Origin of the sequence: Clostridium sp. AN503, assembly GCF_040719375.1 — a bacterium.
Classification (GTDB): Bacteria; Bacillota; Clostridia; order Lachnospirales; family Lachnospiraceae; genus Brotaphodocola.
On sequence record NZ_JBFDTP010000002.1, the window covers coordinates 2,234,996 to 2,258,478 of the forward strand.

General features: G+C 47.4%; 18 protein-coding genes and 1 pseudogene. 4 read left to right on the top strand and 15 right to left on the bottom strand.

Features of this window, described 5'->3' with window-relative positions; translation table 11 throughout:
- Positions 1-10: 10 nt before the first annotated feature.
- The 9 genes from AB1I67_RS17705 to AB1I67_RS17745 all read right to left on the bottom strand — a co-directional run bounded on the left by AB1I67_RS17705 (position 11) and on the right by AB1I67_RS17745 (position 7,771).
- A complete protein-coding gene (locus AB1I67_RS17705; protein WP_367031328.1) occupies positions 11-1,537 on the bottom strand; it encodes a CoA-transferase in 1,527 nt (508 codons plus the stop codon).
- Entirely contained in the window at positions 1,534-1,995 is a 462-nt protein-coding gene (locus AB1I67_RS17710; RefSeq protein ID WP_367031330.1) for a MaoC/PaaZ C-terminal domain-containing protein, read from the bottom strand. Before AB1I67_RS17710 ends, AB1I67_RS17705 begins: the two co-directional genes overlap by 4 nt.
- Positions 1,988-3,004, bottom strand: a complete 1,017-nt coding sequence (locus tag AB1I67_RS17715) for a 2-dehydro-3-deoxygalactonokinase (protein WP_367031332.1) — start codon at positions 3,002-3,004, stop codon at positions 1,988-1,990. Before AB1I67_RS17715 ends, AB1I67_RS17710 begins: the two co-directional genes overlap by 8 nt.
- Positions 2,979-3,665 carry a bifunctional 4-hydroxy-2-oxoglutarate aldolase/2-dehydro-3-deoxy-phosphogluconate aldolase gene (locus AB1I67_RS17720; RefSeq protein ID WP_367031334.1) on the bottom strand — a complete coding sequence of 229 codons (687 nt, stop codon included), beginning with the start codon at positions 3,663-3,665 and terminating at the stop codon, positions 2,979-2,981. The genes AB1I67_RS17715 and AB1I67_RS17720 overlap by 26 nt, the downstream gene beginning before the upstream one ends.
- Positions 3,662-4,411, bottom strand: coding sequence for an SDR family oxidoreductase (locus AB1I67_RS17725; protein ID WP_367031335.1), 750 nt, complete (start codon positions 4,409-4,411; stop codon positions 3,662-3,664). Before AB1I67_RS17725 ends, AB1I67_RS17720 begins: the two co-directional genes overlap by 4 nt.
- 41 nt (positions 4,412-4,452) lie before the next feature.
- The gene (locus tag AB1I67_RS17730; RefSeq protein WP_367031337.1) at positions 4,453-5,397 is read right to left on the bottom strand and encodes a C-terminal binding protein; all 945 of its coding nucleotides are present in this window, start codon (positions 5,395-5,397) and stop codon (positions 4,453-4,455) included.
- A 29-nt stretch (positions 5,398-5,426) separates the two neighbouring features.
- Positions 5,427-6,209, bottom strand: a complete 783-nt coding sequence (locus AB1I67_RS17735; RefSeq protein WP_367031339.1) for an IclR family transcriptional regulator — start codon at positions 6,207-6,209, stop codon at positions 5,427-5,429.
- A gap of 398 nt (positions 6,210-6,607) precedes the next feature.
- Positions 6,608-6,964 (bottom strand): nucleotide pyrophosphohydrolase, encoded by a 357-nt coding sequence (locus AB1I67_RS17740; protein ID WP_367031341.1) that lies wholly within the window; start codon positions 6,962-6,964, stop codon positions 6,608-6,610.
- A 12-nt stretch (positions 6,965-6,976) separates the two neighbouring features.
- Positions 6,977-7,771, bottom strand: a complete 795-nt coding sequence (locus tag AB1I67_RS17745; RefSeq protein WP_367031343.1) for a DNA/RNA helicase domain-containing protein — start codon at positions 7,769-7,771, stop codon at positions 6,977-6,979.
- 26 nt (positions 7,772-7,797) lie between these two features.
- Between AB1I67_RS17745 and AB1I67_RS17750 the strand changes: the two genes are divergently transcribed.
- Complete coding sequence (locus AB1I67_RS17750; protein ID WP_367031344.1) at positions 7,798-7,926, top strand: hypothetical protein; 129 nt, start codon at positions 7,798-7,800, stop codon at positions 7,924-7,926.
- Between the two features lie 18 nt (positions 7,927-7,944).
- On the opposite strand, the gene AB1I67_RS17755 is transcribed toward AB1I67_RS17750, so the two are convergent.
- Both AB1I67_RS17755 and AB1I67_RS17760 read right to left on the bottom strand, forming a co-directional pair.
- Positions 7,945-8,385 carry a hypothetical protein gene (locus AB1I67_RS17755; protein WP_367031345.1) on the bottom strand — a complete coding sequence of 147 codons (441 nt, stop codon included), beginning with the start codon at positions 8,383-8,385 and terminating at the stop codon, positions 7,945-7,947.
- The gene (locus tag AB1I67_RS17760; protein ID WP_367031347.1) at positions 8,382-9,446 is read right to left on the bottom strand and encodes a hypothetical protein; all 1,065 of its coding nucleotides are present in this window, start codon (positions 9,444-9,446) and stop codon (positions 8,382-8,384) included. The genes AB1I67_RS17755 and AB1I67_RS17760 overlap by 4 nt, the downstream gene beginning before the upstream one ends.
- A gap of 267 nt (positions 9,447-9,713) precedes the next feature.
- Here AB1I67_RS17760 and AB1I67_RS17765 point away from each other — a divergent pair, with 267 nt between their 5' ends.
- From AB1I67_RS17765 to AB1I67_RS17775, 3 genes are all read left to right on the top strand, one after another.
- Positions 9,714-11,465: an EAL domain-containing protein gene (locus AB1I67_RS17765; RefSeq protein ID WP_367031348.1), complete on the top strand. Its 1,752-nt coding sequence runs from the start codon at positions 9,714-9,716 to the stop codon at positions 11,463-11,465.
- Positions 11,465-16,462, top strand: coding sequence for a diguanylate cyclase (locus AB1I67_RS17770; RefSeq protein WP_367032641.1), 4,998 nt, complete (start codon positions 11,465-11,467; stop codon positions 16,460-16,462). Before AB1I67_RS17765 ends, AB1I67_RS17770 begins: the two co-directional genes overlap by 1 nt.
- A 249-nt stretch (positions 16,463-16,711) precedes the next feature.
- Complete coding sequence (locus tag AB1I67_RS17775; protein ID WP_367031349.1) at positions 16,712-16,990, top strand: hypothetical protein; 279 nt, start codon at positions 16,712-16,714, stop codon at positions 16,988-16,990.
- 534 nt (positions 16,991-17,524) lie between these two features.
- On the opposite strand, the pseudogene rhuM reads toward AB1I67_RS17775, so the two are convergent.
- The 4 genes and pseudogenes from rhuM to AB1I67_RS17795 form a co-directional block, all read right to left on the bottom strand.
- A pseudogene (rhuM, locus tag AB1I67_RS17780) lies at positions 17,525-18,427 on the bottom strand (RhuM family protein).
- 177 nt (positions 18,428-18,604) lie between these two features.
- On the bottom strand, positions 18,605-20,824 hold the full coding sequence (locus AB1I67_RS17785; protein WP_367031350.1) for a KAP family NTPase: 2,220 nt from the start codon (positions 20,822-20,824) through the stop codon (positions 18,605-18,607).
- A gap of 494 nt (positions 20,825-21,318) precedes the next feature.
- Complete coding sequence (locus tag AB1I67_RS17790) at positions 21,319-22,227, bottom strand: retron St85 family RNA-directed DNA polymerase (protein WP_367031351.1); 909 nt, start codon at positions 22,225-22,227, stop codon at positions 21,319-21,321.
- Positions 22,224-23,195, bottom strand: a complete 972-nt coding sequence (locus AB1I67_RS17795) for a retron St85 family effector protein (protein WP_367031353.1) — start codon at positions 23,193-23,195, stop codon at positions 22,224-22,226. Before AB1I67_RS17795 ends, AB1I67_RS17790 begins: the two co-directional genes overlap by 4 nt.
- Between the last annotated feature and the right edge of the window lie 288 nt (positions 23,196-23,483).

A 23,483-nucleotide genomic window follows, 5' to 3' on the forward strand; every position in this document is an offset into this window, starting at 1 on the left:
CCTCCTAACATCATCGGAAAATATCATCCGGCATCCGTTTTACCTGATCCGCCTTTACAACAAACGGGAGACGATCCAGAATATCTTTTTCAATGTCAATCCCCGGCGCCGCCTCTAAAAGCTCCAGTCCGTCTTCCCCATACCGGAATACACACCGCTCAGTGATATAAAGAAGCTCCTGTCCATGTTCATAAGCCATGCGCCCGTTTAAGGTGATCTGCTCCACCTGGTCCACGATCTTGGGCTGCTGCCCTTCTTTTAATATGGTCAGCTTTCCATTTCCGATCTCAAACTCAGCCCCTACCGCAGAGAAGGTTCCACAGAAAACAAGTTTTTTCGTCTTGTGCGTGATATCGATAAAACCGCCGCATCCAGGCACAATATGGTTGAATTTGCTGACGTTCACATTGCCGTGACGGTCCATCTCTCCAAACCCCAGGAATGTAATATCCAGCCCGCCGCCCCTGTAATAGGGAAACACAAACGAGGAGTCCAGGATCGCGCTGGGATTCCGGTTCACGCCGAAGATCTTCCGCTCTGCCGGAACCCCGCCGATGGAACCGTGTTCCGGGAAAAAGGTGCTCTCAATCCCCCCCTTCTCTTCCACCTGGATCATGGGGATATTGGCCGGGATTCCAACTCCCAGATTGATCACACGATCATTTTCCCCGATCTCCATGGCTGCCCTGCGGGCGATCACCTTTTTGCAGTCCAGACTGAGGGCCGGAAGCTCCGACACCGGGATCTTTATTTCCCCGGTCAGGGACGGATTCACGCTGGCTCCGCCCGATATGCCCTGCTCCGGATCGATGACGATATAATCCACCATGATTCCCGGTACCAGCACCTTTCTGGGATGCAGGGAACCACGTCTGGCAAGGCGCGACGCCTGCACGATCACTTTGCCGCCGCTGGCTTTCGCCGCCATGGCTGCCGAGAGGACCCCCGCATTGACCGGCTCCTGCTCCACAGTCAGGTTGCCGTCCTCATCCACCGTGGTTCCGCGTATGATCGCCACGTCAATCCTGGGATTCTGGTAGCAGAGATAATCATTCCCTTTTATGGTTATCTTCTCACAGATCGGTTCTGATGATATCTCATTCATTCTGCCGCCTTCCACGTCGCAATCCACAAATGTTCCGATCCCTGTCCTGGTAAATGTGCAGGTCTCTCCCGCCCCAGTCTGGTGCAGGATCTCAAAAAGTGTTCCCATGGGGATCACATAGGCCTCCACCTTGTTCTCACGGAGCATCGCTGTCATTTTGGAGGTTTTGAGAAAACTGAAGCCGCTCCCAATGACTCTCTTTACCATACCGGGATGGGCAAAACGCTCCAGTCCCACACCGTCCCCCATCCCATGGATCGTCGTGTGGATCTCCGTCATCCCGCAGGGATGCCCCTCAGCCAGGAACCTGTCCTCCAGTGCCTTCAAGGTCCTGTCCGGAAGCATGATATTCTCGATCCCGCAGACAAATACGGTACTGTTATCCTCAATCCAGGAAACCGCCTGTTCAAAGGAAACTACTTTTTCTGTCATTTCTGTCCCTCCCCTGCCTTTCGTTTCATCATCAGGACTTTCACACCAGACTGGCATACCTCATCCTTTTGGTTGATCACTTCAAAAAACAGCTTTAAGATCCCCCGGTCCTCTTTGCTGCGGCTGAACCGGATCTCCTGGACTGTGATCCTCACATGGATGGTATCGCCCAAAAGGACCGCCTTATGGAATTTCCAGTCCTCAATCCCCAAAAGCGCGATGGAATTATCCGTGATCAGGCCCAGCCTCATCATTAACCCGTGGGCAATGGACAGCCCCAGCAGCCCGTGGGCAATCCGCTCTCCAAAAATACTGTCCTTCATGTAGACCGCGTCCGTATGGTTCTGGTGGTAATCCCCCGTCAGTCCGGCGAAAGCGGAAACTTCATACTCCCCGATCGTCCTTCCCGGCGTGAGGAATACCTCCCCCACCCTCCAGTCATCCAGATACTTACTCATTCTTTCCCTCCTCCTTAAGTCTTGCTATGACATACGCGCCTTTTGCGGAATACGGCACTGCTCCCGCAGACTGGCACAAAGTGACCTGCGTAAAAACCTGTTCCTCTTTTAGAATATCTGCGAGACCACGGCTGTAAGCGCCGTCCCCCATAACAAGCGCCGTCATACTGCTGTCCGTCTGGATCGCCCGGCTGTTTTGAACCGCAAATATATCATTCTGCATCAGGATCCCATAAAGGAAATTGGCAGCTGCTTTGGTCCCCACCCCCGCAAACTGACTGAGGATCCTCGTTGAGAAACAGGCCCGCCCGGTTCCGCACCGGCAGGCAGCGCGGTAACCCCGAAGCACCATCTCCCTGTCGTATTCTTCTCCTTCCACAAACGCTCTCCCCACTGCATCAGCAATGATCGTATCGTGAATAATGGAAGATAAGAGTTCACCTGACAGAGTCGTTAAACATCCTCTCAGACTGCCGTCTTTATCCACCGTCACAAATTTCGTATGGGATCCGGGTATAATGATCACATAGGGGCGGCCTGTACCATACAGCTCTAAAAGCGCACAGCACTCCACCTCCTCTCCCCTCATAATATCCATCGCCTCAAAACACGCTTCTGTCACCGATGGGACATCATTTTTCACCCCCGGTATAAACAGGATCGGCAGCGGGCATACATCCTTTAGGAGCACTTCCACCGCTGCCTCAGCCAGGCCTTTCCGGCTCACCGGAGCTGTACAGTGAGGAATCTCCACCAACCCGACATTGGATGTGATCATTCCGCTTGCAGCGACCCGCGCCACCTGATCATATCCGATCCTGAATTCTGAAAGCAGGGACTCCATACATTCCCGCACTCCCCGTTTCAGCCTTTCATTGCTGCCATCCCGCGCAGTATCCCGGACTCCGACCGCGGCACTTTTCATCCCAAGCGCCTGTCCATCATCTTTCCAGAGTACGGCACGGGTATTGGTCGTGCCTGTATCAACGGTTATCCAGTATCGCCTCATCCCCCGCCTCCTTTATCCTGCTCAAATACGTCCTGGCCAGTTCCGTCACAGCTTCATAATCCTGGTTCCTGATATATTCCCGTTTCAAAATATTGCTTCCTACACCAAAGCTTACAGCTCCTGCCTTAAGGAACTCACCGATATTATCCTCCGAGATCCCGCCTACCATCATAAGCGGAATATGGCTCAGCGGCCCCCGGACCGCCTTCAGATAACCGGTTCCCATAACGCCCGCCGGAAACAGCTTGACCACATCAGCCCCCCATGCGTAAGCCTCATAGATCTCGCTTGCGGTGAGCGCTCCCGGGATCGAGACGAGTCCCATAGCTCTGGTAAGCTTTATGACCGCCTCATCAGCCCCCGGCGACAGGATAAACTCTGCTCCTGCGTCCCGTGCACAGATCAACTGCTCCTGCGTCAGGACCGTCCCAGCTCCTACGGTCATATCATCAGGCAGATGTTTCCGTACAAGTGCTATGGACTCTGCCGTAGCCTCCATCCTTCCTGTTTCCTGGGAAAATGTGATCTCCATCAACCTGATGCCGCCCTTATATAATGCCTTTGCTGATTCCAACACATCTTCCGGAATAATATCTCTTGCTATGACAACCAGCCGGTTTCTTCTTATGGAATCCAAAACTTCTTTTTTTCTTTCTGTCATCTGCCCAGCCATCCCCCATCTACCGGAATCACAATGCCATCTATGTAATCAGACGCTTTTGACGCTAAAAAGACTGCTGTTCCCACAATATCCTCCGGCTGACCCCAGCGCCCTGCCGGGATACGCTCCAGGATCTGCCTGTTTCTCACCGGGTCGTTTAAGATCGCTGTGTTTAATTCGGTTGCCAGATACCCCGGGGCGATGCAGTTCACATTGACACCCTTACCAGCCCATTCATTCGAGAGGCTTTTTGTGAACTGCATGACGGCTCCCTTGCTGCCGGCATAGGCCGGAACCGTCAGACCTCCCTGGAAGGAAAGCAGCGAGGCCGTATTAATGATCTTTCCATATCCCCGTTCCAGCATGTGGCGGCCAAAGACCTGGCATAAATAGAACACCGCTTTGCAATTGACATCCATTACAAAATCCCATTCTTTCTGCGGGAATTCGGCACACGGATACCGTCTCTGAGTCCCTGCATTGTTGTAGAGAATATCAATCCTCCCGTCCTGCTCCCTGATGATCTGCTCGGCAAGTGCTTCTATCTCATCACATTTTGATAAGTCAAACCGGTAGGCGCTGCACCGGACTCCGTAGCTCTCTATGGCCTTTACCGTCTCCTCAGACACCTCCAGGTCTATGATCGCCACATTGGCTCCCGCCTTCGCATACCCTTCTGCCACAGCCCGTCCGATCCCCCTGTTGGCTCCCGTCACTACCGCATTGCATCCCCTGATATCAAACATATTGATCCCCCCTTCTCCCTATAGCTGCCTCCGCAGCTTTCTCAATTCAACCGATACTGTAAAGGCTCCCCATCCAGGTAGCGCACAAGCTCTTCTGCCAGCTTACGCTTAAGATCCACAGACGCCTGTTCTGAATACCATGCCATGTGCGGGCTGAAGATCACATTGTCAAAGGCCATCAGAGGATTCTCCGTCCCCACCGGTTCTTTTTCAAACACATCCAGCCCCGCGCCTGCGATCCAGTGTTCGCGGAGCGCCTGCACCAATGCCTGTTCATCAATGATCCCCCCTCTGGAAACATTGATCAGAACTGCATTTTTCTTCATGAGCTTCAGCTCCTCCAGACCGATCAGTCCCCTGGAGGTCTCAAGCGGTGTATGGATGCTGATCATATCCGACTCCCGCAGCAGCTGCTCAAACGGAACCACTGTCACATGTTCCGGTACCCTCTTTTGAGACCGCACGTCACATGCGATCACCCGGCATCCCAGACCTTTTATGATTTCCGCCAGGCAGGTTCCGATCCGGCCTAATCCGATGATCCCTACGGTAAGGCCGCTGAGGCGACAGATCGGTATACACTCCTCATATGCCCATCTTCCCTGCCTCATAGCGCGGTCCGCATGATATATTTTTCTGGTAAGCCCCATCATCATGGCCAAAGCATGTGCCGCCACCTCCTGTACCCCGTAATCCGGCACATTGCACACGATAACATGATTTCTGGTTGCCGCATCAATATCAATATGATTGACGCCCACACCATAGCGGACCACCAGTTCCAGATCCTCTGTCTCATCAAAAAACTGCTCCGTCAGCGGCGTGTACTGATTGGCAATCACCTTCACTCCCTTCAGTTTCCGGATCAACTGCCCCGTATCACCGCAATCCAGGAATTCAAACTCTACCTGATTTCTGCGAAACACCTCCTCCTCCTGCTTTAAATCCACATGGTCGCAATCCGTGATCACTACTCGTCTTTCCATTCCTCTCCTTCCTCCTGCATAACGATACCTTACTCCGAATAGATCCATTTATCAGAATCCTGATTAATGATCCGTTCAATAACTGACGCATTACTTCTTAAGCTCTCTTTTATTTTTTCCTTCTCCCTCCTGCTGTCTATCATGATTGGAAAGGCTACACTTACCGCGGCGATCGTTTTGCCTTTCATCCTTATGGGACATGCAATACACTGGATATATGGTGAGGACTCCTCCCTCTCATAACTGAAGCCGGTCTCCCGGACCTCCTCCAGTTGTTTTGCCAAAACATCAAAATCCGTAACTGTGTTTTCCGTGATCTTTTTCATTCCTCCCGGATACATCGATTTTATCTCGTCAATATTCTTCTCTGCGATCAGCGCTTTCCCCAGCCCAGTGCAGTATGCCGGCAGCCGGTAACCGGGAATCGCCGTCACCTGGAGATTGACAGGCGCATTCTTCTTCATCAGATAGAAGACCTCATTATCAGAAAGTACACCAAGGAAACAGGTTGCCTGTACTTCTACAGAAAGCTGCTTCATCACCTCATCAATCCGGTTCAGGATATTGGAGTCATCCACATAACACCGGCCCAGAGAGAACAGGGATTCCCCAATATAGTATTTCTGATTTTTTTTGTTCAGGTAAAGAAACCTCCGGTTGCACAAGGTGGAAAGAAGCGGCGAAAGGCTGCCCTTCGGAATATCAAGTTTCCTGGATATATCGGAAAATGACAGTCCCTCCCTGCTGTTCTGTGCAGTAATCTCCAAAACGTCCAATATCCGTTCCGTTGTTCTGTGATTCCCTTCGTTCATAACTCATCCATCCTTTTCTTTTTTATCCTATGTATCTTTCAATGTGTTCGTATATAAAAACCAGTTCTTTATTAAGAACATTATATCATTATATGGTACTATATTCCATTCTCATAATGGACAATATATCGCCATATATTTTGTGGCATGTGACGGTTTTTTGTTCGGTTTTTCGCATATTATTGGTGCTTTTTAAATATAATGTTCTCTGTCGGACTGTTTTTCTTTGATTCCAGGCACAAAAAATGCATCCGCCAGAATATCTAAGCGAATGCGTTTTGGGATTGCCTTTTTCACTTCATATATTATTACTCATCTCTAATATCCAACACACCAGGCCCACTCATATGGTCAAGCCTCATTTCTGTCAAGCAAGCCAGACCTTTAAGATTCCCCGCCTAAGGAAGTTCCGTATATTTCAGATTACTTCCTTTTGACTTTTCAACAGGATATTTTTTCTCATTTTTATCCAGTTTATCCATCAATATCTTTGACAGATCCATCTGATTCATCTGGGCAAAGCGGAGTACAAAAAACAACGTATCTGCCAGCTCCTCCTCGATCTGCCTTCTCTTGCTGGAATCATTTAACATGGATTTCATGTCCGATTCCGTCTTAAAACGAAACAGATCGAGCAGTTCGTTCGCTTCTGTTGAAATACCAATGGCCAAATCTTTCGGTGTATGGAATTGATCCCAATCCCTCGCCTGGCAAAATCTTGCAACCTGATTCTCTAATTCTAAAATGTCTGACATGGCTTTTCCTCATTAAATTATATTGTTATCTTCACTTCCTGCCGCTCTGTCTGCCGCCTTCAAAGCTGCCCTGAGAGCTTCATCCTGAGCATAAATATAGAGACCATTAACACCTCTTGTAAGCAAAACATTGATCTCATTTCTCAATAATAATTCAGCAAACTGTCTGCTGGTCCCATCGCTCAAAGTTCGTTTTTGAATTGCCCGCCTGTTCTCACTGCACTCCCAGTCAAAGACCACTTTGTCATCTCTGTATTTGACGGACGGCCCCAGAATCACGCCTGCAAAATTCAGATCAAATCCCTGTATGGTATAGGTTGACCCTACTTCTCCAATGGTATAAGGTTTTTCTGCCCAAGCCAGATTTTTCATCTGAGTTTTTTCTTCTTTAGCAGGTGCCAATTGTTTATTCCACGGCATTTTCCACCCGCCAATCATCACCTCCCAGTATCGTTGAAGGTTGGACGGCATTTTCTTATCGTTATAGGCCCAATCAAAGGTTGCTATGATCCTGGACAAGCTGGTGTCTTTTTTCTTAGCCTTCTTTTCTATCTCTCTCTGCAATTCGTCGGGCGTATCATAGATCGTGATCTCATACCCCTTGCTGTCACGGGGAATCTCCGCAATTTCACCCTTATCGATAAAATTGCGTATCCAGTCAATCGTTTTTTCATCAGCATTTATCCTAAGCTGATTCTTCAACTCGATATAGCTGTCATCTGCTTTAGCCTGATCAACCAGTTCTCCAAGCAGCTGCGCTTCCCAATACTGCTCTGTTCTCAGTATCTGCTTTTCATCAAATATCACAACTACTACTTTTCCAGGATGCTCTTATGCGGTTTGACAAGATTGCTGCCAGATTCCATTGTGCGTTGGCAACCGTGTCCGTCGTGGAGACCACCTGTGACGAGATCTCTGTCATATATGCGGCGCACGCTGCGCTCCCGTCCGAAGTTCATTAAATTATCGTTGTTCATGTGTCACTCTTCCAGCTCCCGGATCAGTTCCCGGAGCCTGGACTTAATCTTCGTTCGGTGAATACCCTTGTATCCCACTTTCTCCGCCAGGCGGAGCAGGTACTCCCGGTATAGGGACACGATCTCAGGCTGGGAGATCTCAAAGACGGTAAAGGGTTCTGAGTTATGCACCAGTAGCGCTCTGTGATTTTCCTTGACCATAAGGGAGCTTTCCTGTTCAACAGGCCCTTCTAAGGGGACAAAGTGATAATTCTCGTGGGTGTCCAAAATATGGAGAATCTTCTTCAAGTGCAGGATATAGGTCTCCGGGGTGTAGCAAAGGACGCCGACCGACCAGCAGGTGGCGGTGATGGGCACTGTGCCGGCACGGACCTGGTCAGCGCTGGCCAGATGAACGATATCGATCAGGTTGTACTGGTCCTGCTCCTGTTCCAGCCGTTTCATTTCCTGAAGGTAAAGTTCACCCAGGCGTTTCTGCTCGGATCTTCTCTTTTTTCGATGGAGTCCGCTACAAGCTCAAAGGGCGCGGTCACTGCAGACAAGGAGATCAGCTTTTGTATGCGGAAGCCCTGGGGCGACAGGAATTTCATAAAGCACTGGAACAGCCTTTGGGGTTCCGAGTAGGTATTCAGCATGGGCCGGCACAGGGCGAGGTAGGCCTGAAACTCTGCTTCCGTGGCCCGGAGCACCCCCGGGTCTGTGGTCAGCATTGTGGCGTAGCTGGTGGGATCGCCCGCCATGGAATGGGACGCGATCGCGATCTGTCCGGGCATCATGATGATGGTGTGCCGGCAAAGACGGTCTCGGATATGAGGATAAAAATAGGCTTTTACCTTACCGGTCATGTAGAGCGGAATCCAACGGGCCAGGGATTCCAGGATCTGATCGCCCGAGTAGATCGGCGGAATGATGTGGCAGATCTCATACCCCTTCCGGATACAGTCCAGCAGCCAGGCCTGCATTTGGGAGGTAAAATCAAAATCTTCCATCAGCCAATCATCGGTCTCATCAGCAAGAATGCAGAGTGTGCCCGGCTCCTGCCGGGCCAGCAGGTGTTGGTACATGGACCGCACCGCGGCACGCTTACCCTCGTTTCCAACATAAATAAAATTCCCTTTACGGCTGACTGTTACTGCCTCCAGGGCAGGGTTGGCTGCCACCCCCTTAATGGTCAGCGATTCAAAGTTGCGCATGAAACGGTCCACTCCGTCCGCGTCACCGCACAGCCAGCAAAATAAAAATTCTGACAGCTGATCCTGCTTGTCCATGAGGACCCGCCTGACCCCCGCCATCTCTGAAAGAGCCCTTCTCTGATATTCGCCGGTACAGCGTCCGGCAAGGAAATCCGCTATGCTGCGCAGCGGCTCCAGATTGCGCGGGAGCCCTCTCTTCCCACTGCGGAAACGGCTGATAATGGAGGGGTCTACCTGCGCTGCCAGGGCCAGCTCCCGGTTTGTCGTTTGAGTCAGATTCATAACAAAAATCAGTTTTTCATAGAACTGCACAGTCTGATCCTCCTTTTTTTATACCAGTATACCGTAAAGCCAGTAAGTTTGCAACAGAAATCATATTGTTTGTCATTTAAAATGACTATAAAATGTCATTGTCAATTGCGGATAATCTCTTGAAATTTGCTTAAAAAAGAAGTATTCTATAATACAAGAGTTTTATTATCCAATATTTGTCATTTAAAATGACAAATATATGTCATCTGCAATTAAAATGGCATACCTGTTTATCAAGTAGATCATCTAAAGGATTGAGTGTGGATCATGTTATTAGAGAGAAAAATTTTAGTGGTTGAAGACAATGAGATCAACCGGGCGGCGCTGTGTATCATCCTTTCTTCCAAATATACGGTTTTGGAGGCGGAAAACGGGGAGCAGGCCCTGTCGCTGCTGGAGAAATACAGAGAGGGGATCTCTCTGATCCTGTTGGATATTGTTATGCCGGTCATGGATGGCTACACCTTCCTGAAGCATCTGAAAGCAGATCACAGGCTGAATTCGATCCCGGTCATTGTCACAACATCCAACAACAGCGAGGCGGATGAGGTGGCCGCGCTTTCCCACGGAGCCACAGACTTCATCACCAAACCCTACCGCGCCCAGGTCATTTTACACCGGGCAGCCAGCATCATCCGCCTGCGGGAGACCTCCGCGCTCATCCATCAGATCCAGTATGACCGGGTCACCGGGGTGTACAGCAAGGAATACTTCTGCCAGCAGGTCAGGGACATCCTGTTTCGGAATCCGGATGTGAAATATGATATCCTCTGTTCCGACATTGAGGACTTCAAACTGATCAACGACACCTTTGGCATGGCCGCGGGCGACCGTCTGCTGCGGCAGGTGGGGGAGCTCTGCATCCAACGGCTGGGGGATCTCGGGATCTGCGGCCGCCTGAGCGCGGACCAGTTTGCCTGTCTTCTGGAGCACCGCGAGGACTATGCGGACGAGATGTTCACCCAGTCCGACAGCAGGATCAACAGCGGCTTCGGCGATCAGAAAGTGATCATGAAATACGGCATCTACACGGTGGAGGACCGGGAGGTTTCGGTAGAGCAGATGTGTGACCGGGCCCTGCTGGCGGCGCACAGCATCAAAGGGAAGTATGGCAAGCACTTTGCCCTCTATGACGACAAGCTGCGGGGCACGCTGCTGCGCCGGCAGGCCATCACGGACGGCATGGAGACAGCCCTGGCCACGGGGCAGTTCGAGGTTTACTTACAGCCCAAGTACCAGATCCGGGACGGCCGTCTGGCGGGAGCCGAGGCGCTGGTGCGCTGGAACCACCCGGAATGGGGCCTGCAGCCGCCTGCGGAGTTTATCCCCATCTTTGAGCGCAACGGCTTTATCACCAAGCTGGACCAATATGTCTGGGAGCGGGTCTGCGCTTTGCTCCAGGAATGGGATCGGAAGGGCTATCCCAGCATCAACATATCTGTCAACGTCTCCCGGATGGATATCTACAACGCGGACCTGGCTGACGTCCTGACGGGTCTCGTCCGGCGGTACGGACTTTCCCCCTCCCGTCTGCACCTGGAGATCACGGAGAGCGCGTACACGGATACCTCAAGACAGCTCATTGAGACCCTGGGCGCTCTGCGCAGGCTGGGTTTCGTCATTGAGATGGATGATTTTGGAAGCGGCTACTCTTCGCTGAATATGCTCACGGAAATGCCCGTCGACGTGCTGAAGCTGGATATGAAGTTTATCCAGACGGAGATCACAAGACCCACCGGCCAGGGCATCCTGCGCTTTATCGTGGACCTGGCCCGTTGGATGAAATTGAGCGTGGTGGCGGAGGGCGTGGAGACCCAGGAGCAGCTGGAGCGGCTTCAAAACGGCGGGTGTGACTACGCCCAGGGCTATTATTTTGCCAGGCCAATGCCTGTCGGGGATTTTGAGGCACTATTGACCGCTCATCCGTCCGCGGCCTCTGCGCCTGCCCGTGAGGCCATGTGTGCTGCAAAGGCCGGCGATAAGGACGAGTGGCTTTTCACGGAAGGGGTGAGTGTGTGATGTGTCAATATACGAATTTAGAAGTGATATACGTCTCTCCGTCCAGCAAGCTGCTGCGCGGAAAGGACGGCAGCACCGGCAGCCGGGTGGTACTTAAGACCGGAGGCCAGGAGCCCATGACTCAGGAGGAAGCAGCGCGGCTGCGGCGTGAATATCAGATCATGCAGCGGATAGACAGCCCCTATGTGGTAAAGGCCCTCGGCGAGATAACGCTGGACGGGCGCTGCTATCTGGTGGAGGAATTCTGTCCGGGGATCACGCTGAGCAGGCTGCTGAAACAGGGTGCCCTGGAGATGTCGGATTTCTACCGGATCGCAAAACAGCTGGTGATGGGCCTGCGGGACATACACAAGGCGGGCGTCATCCACAAAGATGTGAACCCCTCCAATATCATGTATGACGCGGAATCCGGCCGGGTGGTTCTGCTGGACTTCGGTATCTCCTCCATGTTTATGCATGAACAGATGTTGGGGACCCGACTTGAAAATATTGAGGGGACCCTCCGCTACATCGCCCCGGAACAGACCGGACGGATGAATACGGAGCTGGATTATCGCGCGGATTTTTATTCTCTGGGCATAACCTTGTATCAAATGTTGACGGGGCGTCATCCATTTGATGCAGAGACCCCCACAGAGCTGGTTTTTTCTCATATTGCGAAGACGCCGCCGGATCTTCGCGTGATTTTGCCCAATGTGCCGCCCATGCTTGCAGCCGTTGTAGACAAGCTCCTGGCCAAGATGGCGAAAGACCGCTATTTAAGCAGCGAGGGCCTTCTTTATGATCTGACGCGGTGCCAAAAGGAAAAGGAATTTGTCCTTGGCGAAAAGGATTTCAGCCGGCGCTTTGAATTCACCCACCGGCTGTATGGGCGGGAAGAAGAAATCGCCCAGCTGAAAAATGACTTCCAGGAAGTGGCGGCCGGTTCCAGGATCCTTGTCTCCGTCAGCGGCTATTCCGGCATTGGCAAGACCTCGCTGGTCAATCAGCTTCAGGAGGAGGCGCAGCGGACCAGCGGTATGTTTCTGCAGGGGAAGTTTGACCAGTATCACGCCAACGTACCTTACTTTGCCTTTTTCGAAGCTATCAAGCAATTTTGCAGCATGATCTTTATGGAGCCGGAGGAAAGTATCGGCAAGTGGAAGCAGACACTGTCGGAGCACTTGGGCGGCGACGCGGCTTTGCTGACCGGTAAAGTGGCGGAGCTGGCCCTGCTGACCGGCCCTCAGCCAACCCCTGAGGACATGGGGCCTCTGGAGGAGCGGACCAGGTTCAAAACCGTATTGGAAAAGCTCCTGTCCCTGCTGGCTGCGCCGGAGCATCCTCTGATTCTGTTTTTGGACGATGTGCACCGGGCGGATATGGGCTCCCTGGAAATTCTGGAAGAGCTGTTCAAAAATGAGGATATCCACGATTTAATGATTATCGTGTGCTATCGCGACAATGAGGTAAGCAGCGAACATCCGCTCACCCTCAGCCTGAATAAAATCATACAGCGGGGCGGCCGGGTCACTCAACTCAACTTAAAAGGGCTGGACCCGGAGAGCACCGCACAGATGTTGGGAGACATATTCAAAACGGAAGCAGAGACGACTTCTGTGCTGGCGGATATCCTTTATAGGAAGACAAAGGGAAATCCATTTTACATCAAGCAGTTTCTGCGGCTGTGCCATTCAAAAGGCTATCTGAAGCTGGATATGGACACCGGAAGCTGGAGCTGGAAGGAGGCAGAGATCCGGGCCTGCCCCGCCCAGGAAAATGTAGTGGACTTCCTGACGGAAAATCTGAACCAGTTTTCGGAGGAGACAATCTCTCTGCTGTCTTTTGGTGCCTGCATCGGTCAGAGCTTTTCCGTGGAGGATCTGTCCGCTGTCTGCGGCCTGCCGGAACGTGAAATCAACCGCAGGCTGATTACGGCGGTGGCACAGGAGGCGGTATATCCCATGGAAAAGGATGGGAAAACCGGTCTGCAGACCATGTATCAGTTTGCCCACGACCGGTTCCAGCAGGTGTTCTATACGGCCCTGTCTGAGAAAACGCGGGCAAGTGTCCATTACCAGCTTGGAAAGCGGTATGAAGAATGCTCGAGCACCGCAGGCGTTCTGGACGAACGGGCGTTTGAGATCGCGGACCACTACGCAATGGGGCTTGGGGAGGCGGAGGATCCGGAAGAACGGCGCCGGATTCAGGATTTCCTGCTGGGTACGGCGCACCGGTGCGGGCTGGTATCCGCCTTCGACACGGCGGAACGGTACCTTAACCTCCTGCTCTCCCAGCCGGAGCTGAAGCGACCGGAAAACCGTCCCTTCCTCACCAAAGTCTACAGGGAATATCATACGGCCCTATGCAATCTGGTTAAAGAGGAAGAATGCGACCGGATCTACAGGATGCTCTGCGATCTGGTGACGGAGCCTACTGAGCTGGTAGATAACTGCCGCCTACAGATATCGAGTTTCTCCAACCGGGGCCGGTATGAGGAGGCCTTTGAGATTGGGCGCACCCTGCTTGGACAGCTGGGAGTCACCTTCCCCGGCGAAAATATGCAGCTGACCCTGGAACAGGAGATCGCATCCTTTTATCAGGAGCGGGAGGCCCTTGGATCGGAAGATATCCTGAATCTCAAAGAAGCTGAAGACCCGGTGGAGGCCGGGATCAGCAAATTGCTCTGCCGACTGTGCGGCCCGACCTTTTTCTTCCGGCCCGATTATTCCTACTGGACGGTATTTACGGCTGTGCGGCGCATGTTCCGGCATGGCTATACTCCTCATGCCCTGCAGATGTATTCCAATCTGATGATGCCTCTGGGGGAACTGCGCAGGGATTACCGGACGTCCTACGCGGCTGGCAGGTCTGCTATGCGCCTGGCCGAAAAGCACCAGTACAGGGAAGTAATCCACTCCATCTACTGTATGTTTGCGCTCCATTCCGGCCATTGGTTCGAAGACGTGGTCAATGAGATTCCCTATGCAAAGGAATCCATCAAGGGCAACGCCCAGATGGGCGACTTTGAGTACGCCTGCTATGGATATTATGGGCTCATGATGGCGGTCATGGAAAGCGCGGCCCATGTGGAGGAACTGTGGAACGAGGTGCAGGCCGGAGTAAAGTTTGCGGAGAAGACCGGCAGCGACCATGCTTTGGGCAGCTTTTTGAGCTTTCAGCAGCTGTGCAGGAGTATCCGCGGGGAGCTCTCCCTCACCGGAAGTTTTGATGGGGACGGATTTTCCGAACAGGTCCATCTGGAGCAATTTTCCCATAACCTGCAGGCAATCAGCTATTACCATGTCATTCGGGCCCTGTCGGCTGTGATCTACCGGGATTATTCCACGGCCTGCCGGCTGTGCAGGGACGCTGTGCCCCTGCTCCCGTATGTCTCCAGCTTTTACAACGTGGCGCTCCACAATTTCCTGTATTCCCTGTCCATTTGCCAGGTACTGGAGACGGGGGACTGTGAGCCGGAGGCAAGGCCGGAGCTTCTGCGTGTCCTGGAGGAAAACCAGGGTTGGCTGAAGGAACGCAGCCGCGACGCATTCTGCAATTATGGACATCTTTATCTTGTAATCGAGGCTGAGCGGAAAGCGGCGGAAGGCTGTACGGAAAAGGCCCTGCGGCTTTACGAAGAGGCTCTAAAGGCCGCGAAAAAGCACGACCGCAGCCTTCATCATGCCATCCTCTGCGATGTGGCCGCACTGCGCTATGAGAGGCTGGGGATCAAGTCGGCGGCCAGGCATTTCCTGACGGATACCTACCAGTTGTATGGCCATTGGGGAGCGGAGGGAAAGTGCGCCCGCATGCGGCAGGACTACCCGGAACTGGCGGGCCTGTGGAAGAACGATAACCGGCAGAACACCCTGTCTGAAGATTCCATCCGAACCACCGCATCACTGGATATGCGATCTGTGCTGAAAGCGTCCCAGGCCATTTCGGAGGAACTTGAACTGGAAGGCATCCTGGAAAAGCTGATCCACAGTCTCCTGGAATGTGCGGGAGCACAGCATATCTACTATCTGAGCCAGACGGATTCCGGGTATGAGATCCAGGCGGAGGGCCATTCCGGGGCCAAGGATGTATGCATCGTATCAAAGCGGCCGGCTGAGGACCGGGATATTCCGCTGAGCATCGTATCGTATGTGGAAAGAACACTGGAAGCCGTGATCCTGGAAGACGGTGAGAACTCCAGAGTCTTCGGGAAGGACATCCATATCAAAGAGAACCACTGCAAGTCGGTCCTGTGCATGCCCATCCTCAGTAAGGGAGAGCTAAAGGGTATCCTCTACCTGGAAAACAACCTGGCCGCGGGTGTCTTTGACCAGCGGAGAAAAGAAAACCTCATGCCCATTGCAGCACAGCTGGCCATATCTCTTGAAAACGCCTATTTATATGAGCATCTGCGCTTTCTGGTAGACGAGCGGACGAAGGCACTTCTGGAGGAGATCAAGGTGCGCAAGCGGGCGGAGGAAAAGTTGGCCCATATGGCTAACTACGACGCACTCACCGGACTTCCCAACCGCAGGCTGTTTCACAAGATCCTGTCCCGGCTGCTCCTGGAGGCGGAAGCCAGCGGTCAGCTGCTTGCTGTCCTCTACATGGATCTGGATGGATTCAAAGAGGTCAACGACACCTATGGCCATGAAAAGGGTGACCTGGTATTGGAGGAGACAGCCAGACGGCTGATCCGTGCCGTGCGCGGCAGTGATATCGTATCCCGTATGGGCGGCGACGAGTTTGTTCTGCTGCTGAGCCGGATCATGGCGGATGAAGATATCCGGCACGTCTGCGAGCGGATTCTCTCTGAGATCAGGCAGCCTTTCTGGCTCTCAGAGGATCTGTTTGTTGAAATGACCGCAAGTATCGGAGTCAGTGTCTATCCAAGGGATGGTCTGAACGAGAAGGAACTTCTCTCCTGCGCCGACCAGGCCATGTACAAGATCAAAAAAAGTGACAAAAACTTTTACTCGTTTACAGAGCCTCTTTCTGAAACGCAGGAAAAGTCTTAAGAGATTACCTGATCCGGTGGTAAACGTCCTGGCGGCTGCGCACCCTGTGGTTTTCCGAGCCCAGCAGCAGCCAACGGGGCGAAGAGAATTGTCCCCGCACCCTGGTGATGGAGCATGTCGCCAGACAGAGGCCGGAGCTGCTCAACGACTCCTTGCCCGGCGTATCCGTGTTATCGTGGGACCAGATGTCACCATTATGATTATAACGGCCTATGACTGGGTTTCCATCGAGTACAATACCACATTGACATGCGTCAATCTGCTGATGAGCAAGCCCTGTTCAAGTCCTCTCTGATCTCCGCCTTCTCCAGGGCACTGGGTGAAAAAGAGGAAATCAGCGCAGGGAACAAACCTGCGGGCTTTGATTTTACCGGACGCCGGACCCTTCTGGCCAAGGATAACGCCATCAACACGGTAGCGGCTGGGCCCTACTTGAATATCCGCCACATGAGCAACGCCGACGCCAAAACCATTCCCATCATCGCCATGACCGCCAACGCATTGATGGAAGCGGTGATTCGGATATGAAAAAGCATAGTTTGTCCTTGGTGTAAAATTATGACATTTTACTGCTTAATACAATTCATAATCAGTACTGGTTGTATAGATATCCGGTGCACGCTTTCTTTTTTTCTCACAAAACCTGTATTTCCCCTTATCATATCCAGAAACTGCTTCTATAATCTGCGCATGAACCAAAGCTTTCAGCAGATCAGAGGCTCTGCTGGCGCCAAGCTCTGTTACTTTCTGCATATCTGATCTGCCAAATACAACATTTACTCCAAAGGAATTATACATACTTTGAATATGGACCACTGTTTTTGATGTAAACGCCTCCAGCGATTCTCCATATATTTCCCATATATCAATGTCCGGTTTTTTAGTTTCAATATCCGGTTTTTGGGTTTCAATATCCAGTTTTTTTAAGAATTTTATATTCGCTTTTTAATCATTTTTTAATTTTTCCGACGCAATTCCACGCAGACTTCGCAGTTTGTTGAGTGGATGATAATGATGGAGGGAAAGCGCACTTCTCCCCAAGCGGAAACGGTATATTTATCTTTACACGTCACTTTGATCCGCTTGATGTTCTAATTCTATTAAATATTTATCATAGTCTGACATAAATAATCGATCCTGAACAATACGATATTTTTCAAACTCAGTCTCTGCATGAAGCTTAGCCTGTTCTGCACTGACTTTTCCCGGTCCCATCAGCAGTTCGTTCCCGTTAAACTCCAAAAAACCATCAAGTCGCTTTGCCCAGTCCTCCATACTCATCGGTATTCTTCGTTCCGCCTGTAACTCCGCATAGTCTAGATACAGTGAAACGATTCTCTGTAAATAGGACATTTCCTTTTCGCTCAGATAATTCTTAGCAACGGTAACATCTGCTTTGACAATTTTCCCATCAGGCGCTGATTCCCATGTTGTCAGACCCATATGTTCTTTTTCAGCATTTGCACGTTCTACAATCAATTCTGCTGCTGTATGCCGATGTACGGCCCAATGCATCTTGTTCTGTACCATTTAAAAAACTGCCGGGTAGTCTTGGCATCTTTATCGTAATCAAACGCTGTAGCATAGAAATCCGTAACCTTTTTGATAAAACTTGCGCTCAGATAGTCGCATCTCACGAATATTTTCCAACTGACGTTCAAAATATTCATCAGTGAACATATGGCCTTTTTTCAGGCGCTCTTTGTCCATCGTCCAGCCCTGAATTGTATAATCCTTGACAATCTGACCAGTCCATTTGCGGAATCTTACGGCACGGTCGTTGTTCACCTTGAATTCAACTGCAATTATCATTTGCAGGTTATAGTGAATCACTTCCCGGTTCACCTGCCGCAAACCTTCTGTTTGAACTATCCGGAATTTCCGGATAGTTGACTCCCGCGTCAGTTCATCATCTGCATATATTTTTTTTAATATGTTCATTGATTGTGCGCACATCCACATCATATAAAGTTGCAAGCATTTTTTGCATCAGCCAGATTTTTTATCCTCATAGCGCATTTCAAAACTATCACTGCTACTTCCTACTGATGCTACATAAGTTAAATACTCAGCGGCAGAGCTGTGTATCGGTATCTCAGATTTTCCTTTCCACTATAGGCTCCCCCTTCCCAATTATCAAAATTAATTTTGCCTATCCGTCTGTTTTTGACTTTCCAATTGATCTAACACTCTTATAACAGAATCCTCTGCTATACCATCCTTCAAAATAGATTCAGATCCAGTTCGCTCTATTATAAGTATAAATGCTATCGCGTTCATTTGATCGTCCTTAGGGAGCAGATAAAATTGACTGGTAGCAACAAATGCTTTAACACGTCGATAAGCCTCATCTACATCTATAAATTCTTCCACAGCGTTCCGATCTACATCACACATCTTTAAACCCGTTCTAGCTATCACAGTTCCCCGTGAAGTGCAATAGCTGATAATTTTTATGAGTGAAGCGTCATCTGTAATAATTGATTTCTTTTTGTTTGCAACAAGATCAGCATCTATTTGCCCCAACATCCATAGGAAATTCAAGCCCTGATATTGTCTTAGTGCGTCTCCGGAATCAAGTGCTTCTACCGCACGATTTTTAAAAATTCGTTCTAACTTCAAGACCTCTTCCAACGAAAACGTTGCATCATCTCCGCTTATAGTCTTATCTGTAAAACGACCATGTTGAGTTTCAAAATCATTCAATAACAATGCCAGTGTTGAAGGTTGAACATTTTTATCTTTAAAAACTGAATGAATACAAGAAAAACGTGTGGTAGAATCCATTACCTTCAATAATGGATTAACACAAAAAAGCAGCCTCCATGCAAACGGTACAGAGAAAAAGCCACTATCATCAACTTTAAAATTTCCCCAATTGCGAGCAAGATTTTTGATTATCAAGGATGCTCTTTCTACAGAAATAGTTGTTGAAGTTCCGCTACTGTTGACATACGCCTCTATTTCCTCAAGCAGACGTATGATCTTTCCATCTTGATAAAGCTGCATTATCCCTTCACTTAAATCTGTCTCATCCGATTCATAAATCAGCTGCTTAATCATGCCTGTAGAAATAGCATCAGTTTCAAGAACCAGCGCAAAATACCTGTCAAAGCATTCAGGAACTGCAATCTTATTGTTTATCAAATAATCTCTACGTGCATAATCTCTACCAATACCATATGATATACCAACAGCCGTTTTTATCCTTGGAAACAGAATGCCAAGTATATTATTTACAGCTTCCAAATTTGTAACAATCCCTTTATTGGAAAACAGTGAAGAAACTATTTTCTTTGTTTTTTCTTCCTCTTCCTTTTGTTGCTCGTATGAGTAGCTATAACTTGTCCCGCATAATATCTCTTTATAATTAGGTAATTTTGAATAGACGGATGGTTCAAATACTTGCAAACAAGTAAGTCCAAGCAAATCAACCGGGTCTGTCTCATCTTTCAAAAGCTCATACCTCAATAAGAAAACATTTGTAAAGCGAATCACATCTCTAATGGACTTAATATATTTTTTTAACCCAAATTGAAAGAGTTCTGCCCACGTTGTCTTATCCCATCGTTCTTCCCGAATATCTCCGAGAAGAGCATTAAGTTTAGAAAAGAGAGCATTATGGATATTTTCCATACTTGGAGCAGGAATTTCAAAAGGTACCTGAATAACTTTTTCCAGGTATTCTTTGCCATCTCCATGTTGTATTTTGCCAAGTGCCTGAACTACAACATCGTAGTCAAAAATCAAGATATAAACAGTATTAGGGAAATCTCCCAATGCTTTAACAAGCTGAAATACCGCAATGATTTCTTCTTCCGAAAGCCGATCAATATCATCTATGGAAACAATAATTTTTAAATTCTCTTCCATCATCTTGTCGATGATCTGGTCTTTGCTTTTTTGCAAATTTCCTGTTCGCTGTACAACTCGTTTTTCTGCCCTTTTAGCCAAAGTTTTACCAACCGCAGCAAGAATATTCCCTGCGCCAGGTACAAGATTTGCCATCTCAAATATATCTGCATATTGATCAATTAATTTCCAAGCCTGCTCTGCTGCTGGTTGCTTCAACTTTATTGCATTAGCCATTTGTTTAAAAAACTGACTTATGAGTTGTTGGGGGTCAGAACATAACCATGGGTTAAATCTGAGAATTATGACATTGTTATCAATATCTTCTATGTTCTCAAGTACCATATTCAGCAAGGAAGTTTTTCCACTTCCCCATGCTCCATATAGACCAATAGTAAGCGAAGATGAAAGAGAGTACTGAGATAATGTCTTCGCAAGACTTCTCGCAAATGAGCCTCTATTTAAGATATCTTCTGTAGATTTTGTAATCGGCAAATCTGGACTAATCATTTTACTGCCTCCAATCACAAGGAATCTTCTTGTAACTCATAAATTTTACTTATATCAATTCAATTTACTTTTTGTATTATTCCTTACACTTGTCATGTCATATCCTGTTTTTGGGGTTAATAATCACAAAGTTTTGACATTCCCCGAGTGCATAAAAAAGATTCATGGAAGACATGGCCGGGCCTTGGCGGAAAATATTTTGTGCCCTATTAAAATTTCATTCAACTTTATTGAAACAACTAATTTGCATTATCCAATTTTCACATAGTAGTCTTGGTCCCACTTCCATTTTTCTGAATACAGCCATTCTTAACCAAGCTTGTAAGCGTCATATCAACTGTTATTTTGCTGATATCCGGACAACACTCTATTATTCTTTTGAAATTTCCCCAATCTTTCAATCAAGCACCGCTTTTGTTCAATCTGACTTACTCATCTTTCGATATTTCAGATATTCAATTCTACTTTTAAATTCATCATCCAAGATTAATTTGTTATCTGTTAAAAAGCTCATTCTTCTTATCATATTTAATGTAGATTTTTTCCAATGCTTTATACCTATCAATATTTATATCTTTAAGATAAGACAGCATTCCTTTAATCTTACCTACACTTCCCTTATTTTTAACCAGATAATTATAGATATCCCGTTTTAATCTTGAATATTTCTTTGTGCCGATAGATAATGAATTGTTATTATTATCTATAACAATCCCTGTTATTTCCCTTTTTTTATGTTTACTCATAAAGTATGTTTTACCAGTATTTCTTTTGAAACCATACTCTTTTAATAAATAATCAATATCCTCTATAATAGAAACATCAATAAACTGATTGGATGAAATAACAATATCGTCAGCATACCTTGTATAATTCATCTTTTTGCTTTCTAACAATTTACTCATCTTAATATCAAACTCATACATAACACAATTTGAAATAATGGGCGATGCAACACTCCCTACTACTAAATTATTTCCTTTATACAAGACTAAATCCATAATTAAATCTATTTCTTCTGAAGATAATTGGAGTTCGTCTACAATAATTCTGTTTTTTTGAAAGAAACAGGTCATAGTTTCTCTAGTTATACTTTCAAAAAAGTGTACAATATCTGTATGTAACACATAGTTACATTCTTTATGATAATCAGCATTTTTTTTAACGGAACACCCTTTTTGGTAAGCAGTACTATATTTAGAAATCGGGAAAAATTTAAAAATATTTTTTCCGAGCCAATATTGTAAAACTTTTAACTCTTTTGAAGGTTGCAATATCTTTCTCAACTTACCATTCTTTTTGGGTATATAATACTGGGCATACAAATCATTTCTTTTTGAACAAAATTTAATATATTGAATATCTATTCCTAAATCACTATTCATCTGCTCCAATAAATTCATGTAGATACTCCAATTCTTTCAGGTTCACACTTATATATCCTGCATAGATATCTCATTCGGAAAGCATTAAGATATTTCCGGTTTATTGTAAACATCGTATTATAACAAGAAATATCTTTATTTATATGAAGATATCCATTGGAACTATTTATAATCTTCATTTTTTCCATCAAATGTATGACTCCCTTAATACTCGCTATTTTATATTTATCTTTTTTTAAAATTGTATAATTAGTAATCTCTCTTATTTTTTCATACAGTATCTGCAATTCATATGCAGTAATTGGTTCAAATAATTCTGTTAAATTAAGTAACTCATAAATCAAGCTTTTCAAGTGCAACTCCTGCGAGTTTAAATTAGGAGTATATTTCACCCCATTTGAAGATATCTTCAAAATCATATCATTTAATTCAAGTGAATTTTTTAAAGTTTTTTTTCCATTGTAAAGGATAACATTTTCTTCATGTTGTTTTTCAATTTTTCTAATTGGTCCTTTTGTTATAAATGAATTTTTATATTTAGGATTATCTTCATTGATGACTATTGTTTTTCCTGCAAATAAATCATTTAATGCAAAAGCTCCTAATTCACAATATGTGCCTGGACTTTCTGAAACAATTATTATACACTCACTTATTTCAGCCAAAATCTCCTCAAAAGTCAAAATATCTATCTCATTATCATCCGAATATAAATATTCAGAAACAATGCACTGTGCAGGACGACTTTCTTTTTCATATTCTCCGCAATGTTTATATTGAGAAAATTTCTTCATTATCAAGTAACGAATATTGTTTTGAGTATCTAATATAGTCTCATCTATTAAATTTCCATTATCATCTAAAATTTGTTCACCGCAGACAAAAATAAATCGAGGAATTGCCTTATCCTCGATGCTTCTTGTTCTCAATTCTTTTTTTATTTCATCTATTAGTTCCAATACACCTTTATCTTTCAATAATTCCATATTTTCCCCTCAACAATGAAGAGCGATTCTACATTAGACCGCCAGCAAAGTTTATTTGTATATGGGGCGTGTGCGCACCAGATGCAAATAAACTTTGCACGATTGTATAACAATTTCCCATCCTCTGAACTCAACTCAAAGAGACTATAAACACACCTTGCTTTATAGATTAATACTAGAACCGCTCTCATTTCCCATATTATATTACATTTATCCTATGATTTCAACAGACCAAAGCACTAAAATTCATAAATCAGCATTTTTTACCCTCTCCAGTCATTGCCTTTA